This window comes from Nocardia sp. NPDC056611 (genome assembly GCF_042792755.1).
Classification (GTDB): Bacteria; Actinomycetota; Actinomycetes; order Mycobacteriales; family Mycobacteriaceae; genus Nocardia.
Map to the genome: position 1 here is coordinate 323,374 of NZ_JBHTVV010000005.1, position 16,838 is coordinate 340,211.

Here is a 16,838-nt window from a genome sequence, read left to right on the forward strand (position 1 = left end):
TACTGCGTTCGCAGTACACCGGACGGCCGTCACCGGGACGATGCCGACTACAGAGGCGTCGAACGAGCATGGTCGCATGGCGAAATTCCTGTACCGGGTCGGCCGGTTCGCGTTCGAGAAGCGGCGGCTGGTCGTGCTGCTGTGGGTGGGACTGATGGCCGCGCTGGTGGTGGGAGCCGCCAGCGCGCCGCCGGCGCCACCGGATACGTTCTCGATTCCGGGGACCGAGTCCCAGCAGGCGTTCGATCTGCTGGGCGAACGGTTCCCGGGCACCAAATCCGATGGGGCGCAGGCGCGGATCGTGTTCGTCGCGCCCGAGGGGCAGCAGATCGGTTCCGAGGCCAACAAGGCGGTGGTGGAGCGGATCGTCGCCGACGTCTCGGGCGGCGCGCAGGTGAAGGGCGTGCTCGACCCGTTCCAGACGGGCGCGGTCAGCAAGAGCGGCACCACCGCCTACGCGACCGTGAGCTACGGCGACACCAGCGACAACCTCACCGATGCGACGAAGACGGCGCTGACCGACGCGGTGGACACCGGTGAGGCCGCAGGGGTCACCGTGGAGATCGGCGGGTCCGCGCTCCAGGCGAAGCCGGAGATGGCCGGGGCGACCGAGGCCATCGGCATCGCCATCGCGGCCATCGTGCTGATGATCACCTTCGGCGCGTTCGCGGCGGCGGGCTTGCCGCTGATCACCGCGCTGGTCGGGATCGGCGTCGGGATCGCCGCCATCGTGGCCATCGGGATGTCCACCACGACAACGACTCTGGCGATGATGCTCGGGCTCGCGGTCGGCATCGACTACGCGCTGTTCATCGTGTCCCGCTACCGCACCGAACGCGCCGAAGGACACAGCGCGACGGAGGCCGCGGGACGGGCCGTCGGAACCGCCGGATCCGCGGTGGTTTTCGCCGGGCTCACCGTGGTGATCGCGCTCGCCGGACTGGCCGTGGTCGGGATTCCGGCCCTCACCAAGATGGGGCTGGCCGCGGCGGGCACCGTCGCCGTCGCCGTGACGATCGCGTTGACGCTGCTGCCCGCACTGCTGGGCTTCTTCCAGAACGCGGTGCTGCCCAAGGCTTTCCGCAAGCGGCAGCAGGACCGGGACAGCCTGCCCGCCGAGTCGGTGCCGGAGGACAAGCCCGGTATGGGCACGCGCTGGGCGCGGTTCGTCGTCCGCCGTCCGGTGGCCGTGCTGGTGATCGGGCTGGTCGGCATGGGTGCGCTCGCGCTGCCGATGACGAGCCTGGAACTCGGTATGCCGGGTGAGGAATCGCAACCGACCTCGACGACGCAGCGCCGCGCCTACGATGCGCTCGCCGAGGGCTTCGGGCCCGGCTTCAACGGGCCGCTCACCGTCGCACTGGATGTCAAGGGCGTCAGCGACCCGCAGGCCGCGGTGGAACGGGCGACCAGCGCGCTGGCCGCGACCAAGGGCGTCGTGTCGGTGTCTCCCGCGATGTTCAATCAGGCCGGTGACGCCGCCATGATCACCGTGGTGCCCGCCACCGGTCCCTCGACCACCGCGACCAAGGACCTCGTGCACACCCTGCGCGGCGAGGCCGGCGGTCTGCACGCGGCAACCGGCGCGACCATGCTCGTCACGGGTGCGACCGCGATGAATATCGATGTCTCGCAGAAGATGTCCGACGCCCTGCTCCCCTATCTCGCCGTGGTGGTCGGGCTCGCGATCCTGCTGCTGATGATCGTGTTCCGTTCGATCGCCGTGCCGATCAAGGCGGCCCTGGGCTTCCTGCTGTCGGTGGGCGCGGCCTTCGGTGTGATCGTCGCGGTCTTCCAGTGGGGTTGGCTGGCCGATCTGATCGGAGTGCACCAGACCGGTCCGGTGATGAGCATGATGCCGATCTTCCTGGTCGGCGTGGTGTTCGGGCTCGCCATGGATTACGAGGTCTTCCTCGTCACCCGGATGCGGGAGGCCTTCGCGCACGGCGAGAGCGCCCGCGACGCCATCGTCACCGGATTCCGGCACAGCGGCCGGGTGGTGGTGGCCGCGGCCGCAATCATGATCGCGGTGTTCGCCGGATTCATCGGCGGTGGGGAGCCGATGATCAAGATGATGGGTCTCGGGCTCGCCGCGGCGGTGTTCTTCGACGCCTTCATCGTCCGGATGACCCTGGTTCCGGCGGTGCTCGCGCTGCTCGGCGACAAGGCGTGGTGGCTTCCGGCGTGGCTGGCCAAGATCCTGCCGAACGTGGACGTGGAGGGTGAGAGCCTGAACCGGCCGGTGGCCGTCGAACCGGAGCGGGAACTCGAATCCGCGCGCGCCTGAGCCGCGGACCGGATCGACGACAGGTAGGCCGTCCGGAGCGGGCGGCCTACCGGTCGGTTCGGGACCTGCCGAATACTGTTCTCGACGACGAGAAGGAGCGCCGATGACCGCCGAATGGTCGCAATGGCCGCGCCGGCACAGCCGGGTGGTCGATGTGGTGGTGGCCATCCTGCTGTGCGCGCTGGCGACCTACGCGAGCCGGTTCATCGATCACGGCAACGGGCAGGGGCCGGTGGCGGTCCGGCCGATTTCGCCCGGGGTGTTCGCGCTGTCGGCGGCGGCCTCGATCGCCTTATTGTGGCGCAGGGCGTATCCGCGCGCGGTACTGGCGATCACGACAGCCTGCGGTATCGCGATCGGCGCCTTGGGTGTCGAGGTCTCGGTGTTCACGGCGGGTGCGGCGTTCGTCGCCATGTACTCGCTGGGCTTGTGGTATCCCGATGCCCGCATCGCCAAGCTCGGCCCGGTGGTCGCGGGCGCCGCGCTGTTGATCACCTCGCTGGTGCACGACTTCAATCCGCTGCTGACCGGCGGACGCATCACGCTGGTCGCCGGTGACCTGCTGGCCGGCGCGTTCGCCGAGGCCGGGCGCAACCGGCGCAACTATCTGGCGGCCTTGCACGCACGCGCCGAACTGGCCGAACGGACGCGGGAGGAGGAGGCGCGGCAGCGCGTCGGCGAGGAGCGGGTCCGGATCGCGCGGGAATTGCACGACATCGTCGCCCACCACATGGCGTTGGCGCACGCGCAAGCCTCCACTGCCGCATACCTGCTGCGCAGCCAACCCGATCAGGCGCAGGAGATGCTCGACGAGCTGGCCGGCACCACCTCCGCGGCGCTGCGCGAACTCAAAGCCACGGTGGGCCTGCTGCGGGAGGACGATTCCGATGCCCCGCTCGAACCGACGCCCGGCCTGGCTCAACTGTCGGAACTGCTCACGTCTTTCGAGCGGACCGGCTTGACGCTGTCATTGTCGATCACCGGTGTGCCGCGCCCGCTCTCACCGGGCGCGGATCTGACGGCGTACCGGATCATCCAAGAGGCGCTCACCAATGTCACCAAGCACGCGAGCACCGCGACCGCGACCGTGCGACTGGACTACTCGCGCCTGCTGCTGACCATCAGCATCAGCGACGACGGCGGCGACGCGCCGGAAACTGTTCGCGGTGAACAGGATTCGGCCGACCGGGAATCGAACGCGCAGGGTTACGGTCTGATCGGCATGAACGAGCGCGCCGTCTCGGTCGGCGGCCACCTGCGCGCCGGCCGCAAGCCCGGCGGCGGTTTCGAAGTCACCACCGAACTGCCTCTCGAACCACCGAAAACCCCCGACGACGAGGACACGACGCCATGACCATCCGGGTACTGCTCGCCGACGATCAAGCCCTGCTGGCCGGCACCTTCCGCCTGCTGATCGATTCGGCCGAGGACATGGAAGTCGTCGGCATCGCCGGAAACGGCCGGGAGGCGGTCGAACTCGCGCAAGCCACCACCCCCGACGTCGTGGTCATGGACATCCGTATGCCCGGCACCGACGGCCTCGCCGCCACCCAGGAGATCTGCGCCGATCCCGCCCTGCGCGACACCCGGGTCATGATCCTCACCACCTTCGAACTCGACGAGTACGTGGCGCAAGCCCTCCGCGCCGGAGCGAGCGGCTTCCTCGGCAAGGACGTGGGCCCCGAGGAACTCCTCCGCTCCATCCGCGCGGTAGCCGCCGGCGACTCCCTGCTCTCCCCGACCGCGACCCGCACCCTGATCGCCCGCTACCTCTCCCGCCCCGAAAGCCGTATCACCGCAGCCGATTCCCTCGACGTCCTCACCGCCCGCGAACGCGAGGTCGTCGCCATGGTCGCCGAAGGCCTCTCCAACGAGGAAATCGCCGAGAAAATGTACGTCAGCCCCCTGACCGTCCGCACCCACGTCCAACGCGCCATGTCGAAACTCGGCGTCCAGAACCGAGCCCAACTCGTCGTCCTCGCCTTCCAATCCGGCCTGGTCCGAGTCGAACCGCCCCGCCCCTGAAACCGCCACCACGCCAGCGCGTCAGGAAACCGCGATCGCGGTGATCACATGCACCGCGCAGGCGAACACCGGCCCGGCAACCATGACGATGAAATGCCACATGAGACACCGTCTGAGAGCTGTTTCGCCGCAGAACGGTTCCGCTGTCGGCAATCCGGCAGCGGAACCCGGCGAAACCGCGAGGTTGCTACTTCACGCCGTTCTTGATGGCGGTGTCCTGCTTCTCCGCGATCGCGATCGCTACTTCGGCCGGGACGTGTTCACCGGTCTTGCTGTTGAATTCGATGATCGCGAAGGCTCCGCCCTCGGCGAACACCACGACGGTCGATCCACCCGGGCCATTCATGATGCCGCCGTCGACACCGATATCGATAGGCGTGAAGGCCGCACCCGACTTCTGCGCCACATCATTCTTCGCCGCCGCGGCAGCGGCCGCGGCGTTCTCGCGCACAATAACCGCGGTGCTGATCTTCTCGGTCCCCGCACCGTTGCCGTAGACACCGGTGATGCCGTTGGGCTCCGCCTTGGAGGTCTTCAACGTCCAGTCGGAGTCGATATCGCTGGGCTTGATGAGCAGCTTCGCGTAATCGCTCGCGGCAGGCGACGAGGCCGCACTGGTCGGCGCGACCGAAGTCCCCGTCGACGATGACTCCTGGTCCGCGCTGCACCCAGCGATTCCCACGGACAGCACCACTGCGGCACCGAACACCACAGCCTTCGATTTCTTCATCGGCAGATGATGGCAGAGGCGCAAATCCCCCGCAAACGCAGTACCGCTCATTCGACTCGCGCTCGCCTTCAGCAGGGGCGCTGCGCATGCCCGGCCGCTGTCTCCTCGAGCGCGTCACGACGACGGCCGGTGATGATCACACCCGGTGCACTCTGCTCAGCGAATGCCGGTGCTACCGTCCGCCCGATGCCCCGTGCCTCCACCGGTGACCACGACGCACTGACTGGCAAACATCTTCTCGGATAAGCCTTCTCCTCTGTGACCGCAGCACCCTCTCACGCTCTGTCTACCGGCAGTCGTTCGCCGAGGTGAGGAGAAGACGCACCCGAGGGTGGCGCCGCGTTCGGTCCGGCTTGCTCCTTGCGCGTCAGGATCGTGGTGACCATCGCGAAGTAGATCACCAGCGGTGCACCGCAGACGATGGCTCGAACCCAATGCGGCATCTGGTCGACGGCAGCTGTCATCGCGGGGATGTAGCCCGGCGCGGCTGTCAGCCCCAGGTGTTCGATCTCGGCGTAGACCCATGAGACGCCCCACATGGATCCCGCCGCGAACGCCGCCGCAGTCGCCGCCGCCCAGGCTGCACGGTGTTCCCGTGCCCGAATCGTGTTGTGCAGCAGAATGATCAGCAGCGGGGCGATCCACACCCAGTGATGACTCCACGCGAGCGGCGGGGCCATGCAGGCGATCAAGCCGACAATGACGATGGCGGTCAGACTCTGGTTGGCGCGCTGAGCTTTGACGGCGGCGCCGTATCCGAGTGCAGCGCCCACAGCGACGAGCAGCAGCCACAAAACGGTGGGTGGTGTCGAGGGCGCCCACAGGTTCGCGAGCACCCCGTTGATGGATTGATTGAACGGATGGGTGACCGGCCCGATGCGGTCGACGTCGTGCACCGCGCGCAACCAGTACTCGCGAGAGTCGGCCGGGATGATGAACCAGGCCAGGATTGCCGTTGCGGCCGCCGTGACGGTCGCCGATGCTGCTGCTCGCCACTGGCGCGTCAGGACCAGGTAGGGCAGAAACACCACAGCGGTGAGTTTCACCCCGGCCGCCAGGCCGACTGTCCATCCACGCCATCGTGCCGTCGGTGAACGGGTCAGGTCCCAGACGATCATCGCCATGAGGATCAGATTGATCTGGTCCTGCCAGAGCGTTCCTCGCACCGATTCCAATTCCGCGGCCAGCAACGCAAATCCGATACAGGCAGTCGCCAGATTGAGGTCACCGCGGTACCCGAGCACGCGGCAGCTTCGCCACAGAGTGGCCCACAGCGCCACAACAGACACTACGAAGACCACCAGCTGCGCTACGACGAGCGGCATCAGGGCCAGCGGGGCAAAGACGATCGCGGCGAAAGGAGGGTAGGTGAACCATCCCCCCGGCGGGACCGGCGCGACATAGAGAGATGCGTCGTGCAATACCTGCAGTGCGCCGCCGCGGTAGATCTCCAGATCACTTTGATTGGCCAACAGCCCGAACTGCGGCGACGCCCGCAGTGGAATCACCACCGCCTGAATAGCCAGTGCGACGACACCGGCCAGCAACGCGACCGCCGCCCACCGCGCCGATACGCCTCTGCCTCGATCCTGCATGAACAGCCCCCAACGCGCGAAACCTGAAAGGAACGCTAACGATCCCCACCGTAGCCGTTCACGCGCAGCAACTTCCGAATGCACTCAATTCCGCGGCCGGCTCAATCTCGCACTATCGCAGTGAAATCGGCAAAAAGTGGCCCGACCGATGCGCGTAGTGCGAGATATAGCCGGTCGTTAGGAACTCGGCACTACGGCAGATCGGATGCCTGGTTGGCCGGCTGCGGATCGTTGGTGAGCCAGATGGCAGCGGTCGCCGGCAGTTGGCATTCGTCGCCCACGGCCCAATTCGATGTCATGGCAGGACCATATCGCCGCCGCCGTACACACGCGATCCGTCGAGCGCATCGACCGCGTCAGTGATCGCTGACCCCCGGGCGGCATCCACGCCATGGGTGCGGGGTCGGCATCTACAAGATCGAAAAAGGGACGGTGTCGGTGTCTGCGAGGTCGTTCTTGCCGGGTTCCCGGTCAAACAGGCGAATCGACACTGCGCCCGCAAGCAACGACAGCGCCCCGACATAGAGCAAGCGGACTCCCACCACGAACGGCTGAAATGCCAAGGGCATCAGGGGAAGAAGCGACAAACTGAGCGCGGCAACGAGTCCGGCCGCCAGCCAGAACCGCTTCGGCGCGCGCCGGGAGGGCGGTGGGTCACCGTGCCAGGCCCGCAGCAGTCCGCGGCGACCGATGTAGTAGAACATGCCGACCGCGAGTGCCCCGCCGACGAAGGTCGATGTTTGCTGCAGCAGGTACCACCATGGCTTGCCGAGCAGGCCGGGCTGCAGTAGCACGGGAAATGTGGCGACGCCCCAGCCATGCCCGCCGGCCGGATCATGGGTGAACCCGTCCCAGAAGATATGGGTCAGTGCGCCGATCAGAATCGAGTAGCCCGTGACATACCACCGATATCGCACGGCACCGAGTACGCCGTAGGCGGGCAGATCGAACGCCCCGAGCCGGGGCAGATGCGCGGCAATATCCGCGGCACCCCAACGGATCACCACCGTCGCGACGATTCCCATCGGCAGACACCACCACAGCAGCGCAAGCAGTGTGTGCGTCTCCGGCATCGAAAAGAACCCGGCCACCGGATACGAGGCATCCGGAACCGCCGCACCGACCACCAACGCGACACCATCCAGATGACGCGGCCATCGGATTTTCAACGGGATTACTGCCAACGTATGCGACGGAAAGGTAAGCGGCACGGCCCAGTCTATCCACTGCCGTTTCAACCGGTTCGGGGGACACGGCCACTAACGCCGTCGAATCTCGATGTCGGTTATGGCGATTCACGCGTGGCGAAATCAGCTTCGCCTGTAACGGGTGATGCCTGCCCGGCGACTGATCCATGAAGGCTCCGGGGCGGTAGGGAGCGGACATGCCTGACGTATCCGGACTGTTGGCGCGGTCGGCGTGGGAGCTGTGGCCAAGCCTCATACGACCGATCTTGGGGATTACCGCAGCGGTATTGCTGATCATTGCCGGCGTCGTGTTGTATCCCGACGATCCCTCGCCCGGGCCGGCCGGCAGCCGCATGGTATTCCCGGTTGTGATCAAACCCCTGCCCCAGGAATCCCCACCGACCACGGTTCCGGTCAGCGGGCCTGCCATACCGCCGAAATGAATTCGGCTGGCGACCCGCCCGCCGAAGACGGTCAGTCTCGGTCGCGGCTGTCAGTCGAACACCACACCGCGTAAACGAGCGGTGTATTGGGCTGCCCGCTCCATTGCGTCACCGGCAGCGTCCAGCTCGATCAGCGCTTCCTCCAACACTTCCCGGGCGCCGGCGACACAGTAGCCGGGAGTCGTCAGTGCCCCGGTGCCGACAGTGTCGATGATCAGGCCGGACTCCGGTAGAGCCGCGTATCCGTCGGACAGTTCCGCGACCGCGCGGCGCAGCTCGCTCAGCTGCGCCAGCAGGTGTCCGCGCCTACCTTCGAGCTCGATCGGATCTGCCACCATGCGCCACAGTCTGCCCCAATATGAGAACGTCGGCAGCTCACGTCGGAGGAAGCATTGAGCTTGTTCACGATTCGGTGGCGTTGCGGAAGTAGAGGGTGTTGGTGCCGTGGGCGGAGAGGGGGCCTGCTTCGGCGGCTTGGCGGATGCCGCTGCCGGGGAGGCAGGTGAGTTTGGTGAACATGGTGGTGTTGCCGAAGGCGGAGCGGACCTGGGTTTCGGAGGCGTAGTCGGCTCCGTAGTCGGAGAGGGCCTTGAAGTCCAAGGGGGCCAACGGCTTTTCCAGGGGGATTTGGGCGGCGGGGAGGCCCAGGCAGGCGTATTGGGTGGCGGCGCCGCCCTCGTACCAGCACAGTTCGTAGGACATTTGCTCGGTGGTGGTGACGCTGACGACCGGCCATTCCTGGGAGAGGCGCAGGGCGAGGGGGTGTCGGCCGACGGGGGCCACTTCCCAATTCAGGCTTTTGACCGAGACCCAGTGTTCGGAGACCTTCTCGATGAGGACGACGTCCTCGCCGAGGCGTTCGGCGCGGTTGGGTTCGGGTTCGGGTGTGCTCCAGTGCTTCTGGTCGACGCCCAGGTAGGCGGAGCTCTGGACCGGTTCGGCGCCGTCGGCGGTGTAGGCGGCGAGGATCGCGGCGCGGACCAGGGTGACGGCGTTGCGGGAAGAGCAGCGGACGCCGAGGGCGCCGAAGGCGGTGCTGATCTCGACCGGTTTGGAGGGCTGGTCGGGCAGGGCGCCCGCGGCGAGCGGTTTGAGGCCGACCAGGGCCAGCTGCCAGTTGATCTCCTCGATGGTCGCCAGGTCACCGGCCGTCTGGTAGAGGATCTGCTGCTGGGTCAGGTAGCCGGCGCGCTCGAGGGTGGCGCATTCGAGTTTGCGCAGGGCGGTGACGGTCTTGCCGGTGAATCCGATGTCCTCGACCCGGATTTCGCGCAATCGCTGCGTCATGCCCGCGGAGGTGACCTTGGCATAGCACTCGCGGTACATGGCCAGGGCCTGCTTGCGCTGACGGCCCACCATGAGGGTGCGCAGCAGCGTGTTCAACGTCGCCAGGTAGCGGTTGGCCTGGTCCGGATCGGCGGCGAAGAGGCTCGCACGGATACGGACCGCGTCCTCGCCCGCCGCGACGGCGGCCTTGGGGTCGAGCCGGCACAACCACACGCTGCACTTGGACAACGCGTCGGCCGACGCACCCGCGGCGAGGGGATAGGTCTGCGCCACATGCCGATACGCCTGACAGGCGTTGCGGATGGTGGAGGTGGCCAGCTCACGGTGGCCGATCGTGCGGGCGGCCTGCTCGAACAGGCGCAGCGCCTCGGTCACCTCGGCGGCGAACGGTGCGGTCACATGTCCGGAGGTGAGCCAGCGCAGCCGGAGGAGCACCGCCTCCTGCGCGGGTTCCAGCGCCGACGCGGACCGATCCCGCGATTCCGGATCGGACTTGGTCGCCATCAACGCCCGGGCCAGCTCGCACAGCGACGTGGCCAGGGCCAGCTCCGCCTCGAGCGTCCGATCCCGTGCTGCCCCGCGATCCACGGCCACTTGCCGCTCGATGGCGCTGAGATCCATTGCGACCTTCAAACTCCCGTACCCCGTACTGCCTCGATCAATACAACCGTTGATCGCCCATCGACCGACCGCGTGTTTGCGCCGAGTCTGCCATAGATCGCGCGCGCGGGTCGGGCGTCCGCCGGTATGCCCGGATTTCGGGCGACCGGCGCGTCGCGCCCGCGATCAGGCCGGATGGGTGTACCGCAGCTGCCCGGGCTTCACGCGGTCGTACTCGGCGCGGCCCGAGAGATGGTGAGGCACACCGACTTCCCACCACGCGCCGGCTTCGGTCCAGGTGGACGGCTGGGTGCGGACGACGACGACGGCGGGCCGGGACTCGGTTCGGGCGGCCGCCCTGGCGGCGGCGTAGGCGTCGCGGAAGTCGCCGAGTTCGACCGCGGTGAACACCGAACAGCCCAGCGCACGCGCGTGCGCGGCGAAGTCCACGCGCGGCGGGGTGGCGTGCGTGGTGCGGCAGTCGGCGTAGAAGTTGTTGAACGCCGTGCCGCCCTGACCTTCCTGCAAACGGGCGATCACCGCGTACCCGTCGTTGTCGCACACCACCGCGACGAACGGGTGACCGGCGAAGGCGGCCGAGAACAGTTCGGAGTTGAGCATGAGGTAGGAGCCGTCGCCGAGCAGGGTGGTGACCAGGCCCCCGGTGTCGGTGCGCGCGAGCGCCGCGCCCCAAGCCCCGGCGAGCTCGTATCCCATGCAGGAGAACCCGTATTCGACGTCCATCGTCGGCAGCCCACCGGGCGCGCGCCAGCCGCCGACGAGTTCGCCGGGCAGGCCGCCGGAGGCGGTCATGACGTAGTCCGACGCCTCACTGAGTTCGTTCACCACGCCGACGATCTGCGCGTAGCTGGGCGTCCCGGGCGTCGGCGCGCGCAGTTTGTCGATGTGCGCGTCCCAGTCCGATCGGACCGCCGCGGCGCGCGCGGTCCAGCCGGGATCGGCAGACCACTCCCCCAGTTCGGGTCCGAGATCACGCAGCGTCGCGTCGGCATCGCCGACCACCGCCAGCGCCCCGTGCTTGACCGCGTCGAATCGCGCCGTATTGATGTGCACGAGACGGACTTCCGGCGCGAACACCGTCCACGACGCGGTGGTGAAGTCCTGCAGACGCGTGCCGACGGCCAGCACCACGTCCGCCGCCGCGGCCAGCGCATTCGCCGAGGCCGCACCCGTGATTCCGAGCGGACCGGCGAACAGCGGATGGTCATGCGGTACCAGCGTGCGCCCGGCGGTGGTCTCGGTCACCGGAATACCATGCCGCTCAGCGAATTCCAGCGCTTGCCCGCCCGCGCCCGAATACCGCACCCCACCGCCGAGCACCAGCAGCGGACGGTGCGCGTCCCGCAGCACGCGCGCGGCCTCGGTGACCGCGCGCCGATCGGGCCGCGGGCGCGGAACATGGTGCACCACGGGCTCGAAGAGCGCGTCCGGGAAGTCGTAGGTCTCGGCCTGCACATCCTGCGGCAGAGCCAGTACCACCGGCCCGGCGTCGGCGGGATCGGTGAGCACCCGCGCCACCTGCGGCAGCGTCGCGATCAGCTGCTCGGGCCGGGTGATCCTGTCGAAGTAGCGGCTCACCGGCCGGAACGCGTCGTTCACGGTGACGGTCGGATCGCCGAAACGCTCCACCTGCTGCAACACCGGATCGGGGGCCCGGCTGACGAAGGTGTCGCCGGGCAGCAGCAGCACCGGCAGCCGATTCGCGTGCGCCACACCGGCGGCCGTCACCATGTTCAGCGCACCCGGCCCGATCGACGAGGTCGCGACCCCGACCTGCCGCCGTTGCGTGGCCTTGGCCAGCCCGACCGCCGCCAACGCCATGCCCTCCTCGGTGTGCCCGCGCCACAGCGGCAACGCGTCACGATGCTCGGCCAGCGCGGTGCCCAGGCCCAGCACATTACCGTGCCCGAAGATCCCGAAAGCGGCCGGGAACAGCGGCACTTCGACACCTTCGAGGGTTTCCGAGCGCTGGGCGACGAGCCAGGCCACCAGCGCCTGCGCGGTCGTGAGCTTCATCCGAGCCGTCCTTCGTGGGAGGTGACCGGGCACCGCGGGTCCGCCGCTTCCGACGCCCAGCCCGCCCGCACCCAGGCGTGCGCGGGGTCGTCACAGAAGGCCATGGACCGTTCGGGCGCGGGACCGGCCAGCACGTTCAGGTAGTACATGGGGTAGCCGGGCGCGGCCACGCAGGGACCGTGGTAGCCGTGCGGCACGAGGAAGACGTCGCCGTCACGGACGGCCACGTTCTCGTCGAGGGCGCCGTCCGGGGTGTACGTGCGGTGGAACCCGAAACCTTCGGGGCTCGTGGTGATTCCGTCGCGCCCCGCGATACGGAAGTAGTAGATCTCCTCGTTGACGACCTCGCACTCGGAGGCTTCGTCGTGCTTGTGCGGCGGATACGAGGACCAGTTCCCGTCCGGGGTGATCAGTTCGCAGGCGTTGAGCTTGTCGGCGTGATCCCACGCGCCGGGCGTCCCGAAGTTGGTGACCTGGCGGGTGGCGTGACCAGCGCCGCGCACCTCGACCGGAACCCGCTCGGCCGGACCGTATTTCGGCTCCAGCCACCTGCCGCACCGAGCCATCGGCAGCGCGACCTCCAGACCGTCCGTCGTGGACAGCTCGACCTCGGCGTCGCGCGGCACATACGCGAAGTCGGTCACCCGCGTGAACACCGAATCCCGCCCGGCGAGTTCGAAGGTCATCCCGTCCACCCGCACCGTGCACGCCCCGGACAGCGGCAGCACGAAGGCCTCGAACTCCCCGGTGGTGATCGCCCGCCGCTCCCCCGCCGCCAGACGCAACACCCGCAGCCCGGCGTAGGACCACCCCGCGACCTCGGGGGTCAACAGCACGGGATCGCTGCCGTCGGCCAGCGTTCCGGCCCGGCGATGCAGTCGCGTCATCTCCGCCCCGCCCTCGCGCCGCCGATCGCGTCGACCGGTACGCCGTCACCGGCTGCGCGCCATGGCATTACCCAGCGCCGATCGCTCATCGCGCCGCCTCCAGCACGCGCGCCGCCGCCCGCACCGCGCCCGCGACGTCCCCGTCGGGCGGATAGAGCAGGCTGCGGCCGACCACCAGCCCGCGCGCGACATCGTGACGCAGCGCCGCGGCCCAGGAGGCGAGGTCGGACTCGGGATCATCCGAGGGCGCGCCCCCGAGCACGAGAACGGGCAAGGTGGTGGCGTCGAGCACCGAGACATCGTCGGGTGCGGGAATCTTCAGCCACGTGTACGCGGAGGTGACCCCGAGTCCGGAGGCGACCGTGATCGCACGTTGCAGGGAGGCCGAATCCTTGTGCATGGCGAGCGCGCCGCTGTGATCGCGGGCGTACGGCAGCGGCTCGACCATGGCCATGAGCCCGTGCTCGGCCAGTTCGGATACCGCACGGGCGCACGCTTCCAGGGTCGGGATGGTGCCGGGATCCGAATCCACCAGGCGCAAAAGCATTTTCCCGCCGTCGAGGCGGTACTTCACCAAGGATTCGGCGTCGTATCCGGTGAATCGGTCGTCGATCTCCCAGTCCGCTCCGGCCAGCCCGCCCCGATTCATGGAGCCGATGACGATCTTGTCGTGGACGGCGTCGAGCAGCAGCAGCTCTTCCACGATGTCGGGTGATCCGAGCACCCCGTCCACGGCCGGGTCGGCCAAGGCGATGAGCAGTCGTTCCAGCAGGGTGCGGCGGTCGGCCATGGCGGTGCGGTCCGCGCCGACGCCCAGCGCGCCCCGAGCCGGGTGGTCGGCGGCGACCAGGAACAGGGTCCCGGTGCCCGACAGCAGGTTCGGGCGGCGACGCCGGTCGGCGTAGGCGCGGCGGATGGCCTCGGGGTCGGTGGCGCGGGTGCGCAGCAGGTCGTACCAGCGCGCGTCGTTCAGGTGCACAGCATCTCCTCGATCTCGGCAGCGGTCGGCATAGCGTCCGCGCAGGCCAGCCGGGACGCCACCAGCGCGCCCGCGGCATTGGCGTAGGCGGCGACCCGGTGCGGGTCCCATCCCGCGAGCAGCCCGTGGATCAGCGCTCCCCCGAAGCCGTCGCCCGCTCCGAGGCCGCACAGCACCCGCACCGGGCACGGCGGCACCGTCCAGCGCTCGGATTCGGTGGCGATGAGCACGCCCTCCGCGCCGCGCTTCACCACGGCCAGCCGCACCCCGCGCGCCAGCAGCCGGTCGGCGGCCTCGTCGGGATCGGCGGTGCCGACCGCCACCTGTACCTCGGTCCGATTGCCCACCACCACGTTCACGTGATCGACCATCCAGCCGATCTCGGCGCGCGCGGTGTCCACGTCGGGCCAGAACATGGGCCGATAGTCGAGGTCCAGCACGGTGTGCCCGCGCCGGTCCCGGCGTTCGAGGATCGCGCGCTGGGTGGTGCGGCCGGGTTCGGCGCTGACGCCGGTGCCGGTCACCCACAGCAGCGGCACGGAATCCACGACGTCCCAGGGGATCTCGTCCTCGGTGAGGGTGAGGTCCGGTGCGATGGGCGACCGATAGAACAGCAGCGGCGGGTCCGCGGGCGGGTTCAGCTCGCAGAACACCACCGGCGTCTGGAGCCCCGCCGCCGTCCCGACATACCGGGACGCGACCCCGAACCCCTCCAGTGCGTCGCGGACGAAGTCGCCGAACCCGTCCGGCCCGACCTTGGTCAGCACCGCGGTCCGCCGCCCCAGCCGGGCGGCGGCCACCGCCACATTGGTGGCGGTGCCGCCGAGGAACTTGGCGAAGGTCCGCACCTGTGCGAGCGGCACCCCGCTCTGTTCGGGATACAGGTCGACGCCGACCCGGCCGATCGTCAGGGCCTCCAGCTCGGTCACGGCACCACCCGCTCCAATTCGTGTTGCAGCGCCTCGAGTTCGGCGCCGCCCGCCATCAACCGGGTCAGCTCGGTGAGGTCGATCTGCGACTTCTCGTAACCGCCCAGCGCGGACCCGCGTTTGAGCAGCAGGAACCGATCGCCGACCGGGTAGGCGTGATGCGGATTGTGGGTGATCAGCACGACCCCCAGCCCACGGTCACGGGCCTGCACCACGTACCGCAGCACCACCCCGGCCTGCTTCACGCCCAGCGCCGCGGTCGGCTCGTCGAGGATCAGCACCTTGGCGCCGTAGTGCACCGCGCGGGCGATGGCCACGCACTGCCGCTGACCGCCGGAGAGCGTGCCCACCGGCTGTTCCAGATCGGGAATGTCGATCCCCATGTCCGCCAGCCCTTTTCGGGCGATGTCTTGGGCGCGTTTGCGGTCCAGCAGCTCGAACGGCCCATAGCGTTTGACCGGTTCGGAGCCGAGCACGAAATTGCGCCACACACTCATCAGCGGCACGACCGCCAGATCCTGGTACACGGTGGCGATGCCGAGGTCCAAAGCCGCACGGGGCGAGGACAATCGCAGCTCGCGGCCCTCGATCCGCAGTTCCCCGCTGTCGTGCTGGTGCACGCCTGACAGGATCTTGATCAACGTCGACTTGCCCGCGCCGTTGTCGCCCAGCACGCAGGTGACCTGGCCCGCGTTCACCACCGTCGACACATCGCGCAGCGCGACCACGCCGCCGTAACTCTTTCCGATGCCGACGGTTTCGATCAATGGCACGGTCATCGGCGTACCCTTTCGGCTCGCTTCTTGAATGCGTTGTTGACCAGCACCGCCGAGAACAGCAGCACGCCCAGGAACAACATGAACCAGTCGCTGTTCCAGCCCGCCAGCACGATGCCCTGCCGCGCCATGCCGAAGATGAGCGCACCCGCGGCCGCGCCCACCACCGAGCCGAAACCACCGGTGAGCAGGCAGCCTCCGATCACGGCGGCGATGATGTACTGGAACTCCAGACCCACCCCCTGATTGGCCTGCACGCTGGCGAACCGCAGCAGGTTGCACGCGCCCACGATCCAGCCCGCGAACGCGGTGGTCATGAACAGCAGGATCTTGGTGCGGGTGGCGGGCACGCCGACCGCGCGGGCGGTGGGCAACGAGCCGCCGACCGCGAAGATCCAATTCCCGAACCGGGTGCGGGTCAGCACGATCGCCGCGACCACGGTCACCACGATCCACCACACCACCGACGCCTGGATACTGGCGCTACCGATCTTGGTGGTGGAGGCGAAAACCCACCCGGCGGACTGATATCCGTCCGCCGACCGCACCCCCGACACCTGCACAGTGCCGGTGGCCCAGCGGGTCACGCCGAGATTCAGGCCCTGCAACGCCAGGAAGGTGCCCAGTGTGACGATGAAGCTCGGCAGCCCGGTGCGCATCACCACCCAGCCGTTGAGCGCCCCCACCGCGAGCGCGAACGCCAGCGACACCGCCAGCGCGAACCACACGTTCCAGCCCGCGTGCACCGCGAGCAGCCCGGTGATCAGCGCGGTGGAGGCGGTCATCACGCCGGTGGACAGGTCGAACTCCCCGCCGATCATGAGCAGCGCGACGGCCACCGCCATGATGCCGAGCGTGGAGGCGTCGTCCAGCCACGTCGAAATGCCCAGGGGTTTCAGGAATTTGGTGGTGACGATGGTGAAGAACACGAACACCACCACCGCGCCCAGCAGCGCGCCCACCTCGGGACGGGCCACCAGCCGGTTGAGGATGGCGAGCCGATCGGGCGGGGCCACCGCGGTCCGCGCGGTCTCGGATGTCGTTGTCGTCGTGGTCATGTCGGCGTCTCCCGGCCC

15 protein-coding genes are annotated in these 16,838 nt (G+C 68.5%); 4 read left to right on the forward strand and 11 right to left on the reverse strand.

Annotation, left to right across the window (positions count from 1 at the left end; genetic code table 11):
• Positions 1-76 precede the first annotated feature (76 nt).
• The 3 genes from ACFRAQ_RS26965 to ACFRAQ_RS26975 all read left to right on the forward strand — a co-directional run bounded on the left by ACFRAQ_RS26965 (position 77) and on the right by ACFRAQ_RS26975 (position 4,312).
• The gene (locus tag ACFRAQ_RS26965) at positions 77-2,287 is read left to right on the forward strand and encodes an MMPL family transporter (protein WP_379104413.1); all 2,211 of its coding nucleotides are present in this window, start codon (positions 77-79) and stop codon (positions 2,285-2,287) included.
• A gap of 103 nt (positions 2,288-2,390) precedes the next feature.
• Positions 2,391-3,641: a sensor histidine kinase gene (locus ACFRAQ_RS26970; protein WP_379104415.1), complete on the forward strand. Its 1,251-nt coding sequence runs from the start codon at positions 2,391-2,393 to the stop codon at positions 3,639-3,641.
• On the forward strand, positions 3,638-4,312 hold the full coding sequence (locus ACFRAQ_RS26975; protein ID WP_379104417.1) for a response regulator: 675 nt from the start codon (positions 3,638-3,640) through the stop codon (positions 4,310-4,312). The genes ACFRAQ_RS26970 and ACFRAQ_RS26975 overlap by 4 nt, the downstream gene beginning before the upstream one ends.
• Before the next feature lie 187 nt (positions 4,313-4,499).
• Here the strand turns inward: ACFRAQ_RS26975 and ACFRAQ_RS26980 are convergent, their stop codons facing one another.
• The 3 genes from ACFRAQ_RS26980 to ACFRAQ_RS26990 form a co-directional block, all read right to left on the reverse strand.
• The gene (locus ACFRAQ_RS26980; protein WP_379104420.1) at positions 4,500-5,042 is read right to left on the reverse strand and encodes a hypothetical protein; all 543 of its coding nucleotides are present in this window, start codon (positions 5,040-5,042) and stop codon (positions 4,500-4,502) included.
• 275 nt (positions 5,043-5,317) lie between these two features.
• Positions 5,318-6,637 (reverse strand): glycosyltransferase 87 family protein, encoded by a 1,320-nt coding sequence (locus ACFRAQ_RS26985; RefSeq protein ID WP_379104422.1) that lies wholly within the window; start codon positions 6,635-6,637, stop codon positions 5,318-5,320.
• Positions 6,638-7,047: 410 nt separating this feature from the next.
• A complete protein-coding gene (locus tag ACFRAQ_RS26990) occupies positions 7,048-7,848 on the reverse strand; it encodes a DUF4184 family protein (RefSeq protein WP_379104425.1) in 801 nt (266 codons plus the stop codon).
• Between the two features lie 173 nt (positions 7,849-8,021).
• On the opposite strand from ACFRAQ_RS26990, the gene ACFRAQ_RS26995 reads away from it, so the two are divergent.
• Positions 8,022-8,267, forward strand: coding sequence for a hypothetical protein (locus ACFRAQ_RS26995; RefSeq protein WP_379104427.1), 246 nt, complete (start codon positions 8,022-8,024; stop codon positions 8,265-8,267).
• A gap of 50 nt (positions 8,268-8,317) precedes the next feature.
• Here ACFRAQ_RS26995 and ACFRAQ_RS27000 read toward each other — a convergent pair whose 3' ends face one another.
• The 8 genes from ACFRAQ_RS27000 to ACFRAQ_RS27035 all read right to left on the reverse strand — a co-directional run bounded on the left by ACFRAQ_RS27000 (position 8,318) and on the right by ACFRAQ_RS27035 (position 16,820).
• Positions 8,318-8,605: a hypothetical protein gene (locus ACFRAQ_RS27000; RefSeq protein ID WP_379104429.1), complete on the reverse strand. Its 288-nt coding sequence runs from the start codon at positions 8,603-8,605 to the stop codon at positions 8,318-8,320.
• Positions 8,606-8,669: 64 nt separating this feature from the next.
• On the reverse strand, positions 8,670-10,175 hold the full coding sequence (locus tag ACFRAQ_RS27005; RefSeq protein WP_379104431.1) for a hypothetical protein: 1,506 nt from the start codon (positions 10,173-10,175) through the stop codon (positions 8,670-8,672).
• A gap of 165 nt (positions 10,176-10,340) precedes the next feature.
• The gene (iolD, locus tag ACFRAQ_RS27010) at positions 10,341-12,191 is read right to left on the reverse strand and encodes a 3D-(3,5/4)-trihydroxycyclohexane-1,2-dione acylhydrolase (decyclizing) (protein ID WP_379104434.1); all 1,851 of its coding nucleotides are present in this window, start codon (positions 12,189-12,191) and stop codon (positions 10,341-10,343) included.
• Positions 12,188-13,078, reverse strand: a complete 891-nt coding sequence (iolB, locus tag ACFRAQ_RS27015) for a 5-deoxy-glucuronate isomerase (protein WP_379104436.1) — start codon at positions 13,076-13,078, stop codon at positions 12,188-12,190. The genes iolD and iolB overlap by 4 nt, the downstream gene beginning before the upstream one ends.
• A gap of 85 nt (positions 13,079-13,163) precedes the next feature.
• Positions 13,164-14,057, reverse strand: coding sequence for an aldolase (locus tag ACFRAQ_RS27020; RefSeq protein ID WP_357277880.1), 894 nt, complete (start codon positions 14,055-14,057; stop codon positions 13,164-13,166).
• Entirely contained in the window at positions 14,048-14,986 is a 939-nt protein-coding gene (iolC, locus tag ACFRAQ_RS27025) for a 5-dehydro-2-deoxygluconokinase (RefSeq protein ID WP_379104439.1), read from the reverse strand. The genes ACFRAQ_RS27020 and iolC overlap by 10 nt, the downstream gene beginning before the upstream one ends.
• Positions 14,983-15,765 carry an ATP-binding cassette domain-containing protein gene (locus tag ACFRAQ_RS27030; RefSeq protein WP_379104441.1) on the reverse strand — a complete coding sequence of 261 codons (783 nt, stop codon included), beginning with the start codon at positions 15,763-15,765 and terminating at the stop codon, positions 14,983-14,985. Before ACFRAQ_RS27030 ends, iolC begins: the two co-directional genes overlap by 4 nt.
• Positions 15,762-16,820: an ABC transporter permease gene (locus ACFRAQ_RS27035; RefSeq protein WP_379104443.1), complete on the reverse strand. Its 1,059-nt coding sequence runs from the start codon at positions 16,818-16,820 to the stop codon at positions 15,762-15,764. Before ACFRAQ_RS27035 ends, ACFRAQ_RS27030 begins: the two co-directional genes overlap by 4 nt.
• Positions 16,821-16,838 lie beyond the last annotated feature (18 nt).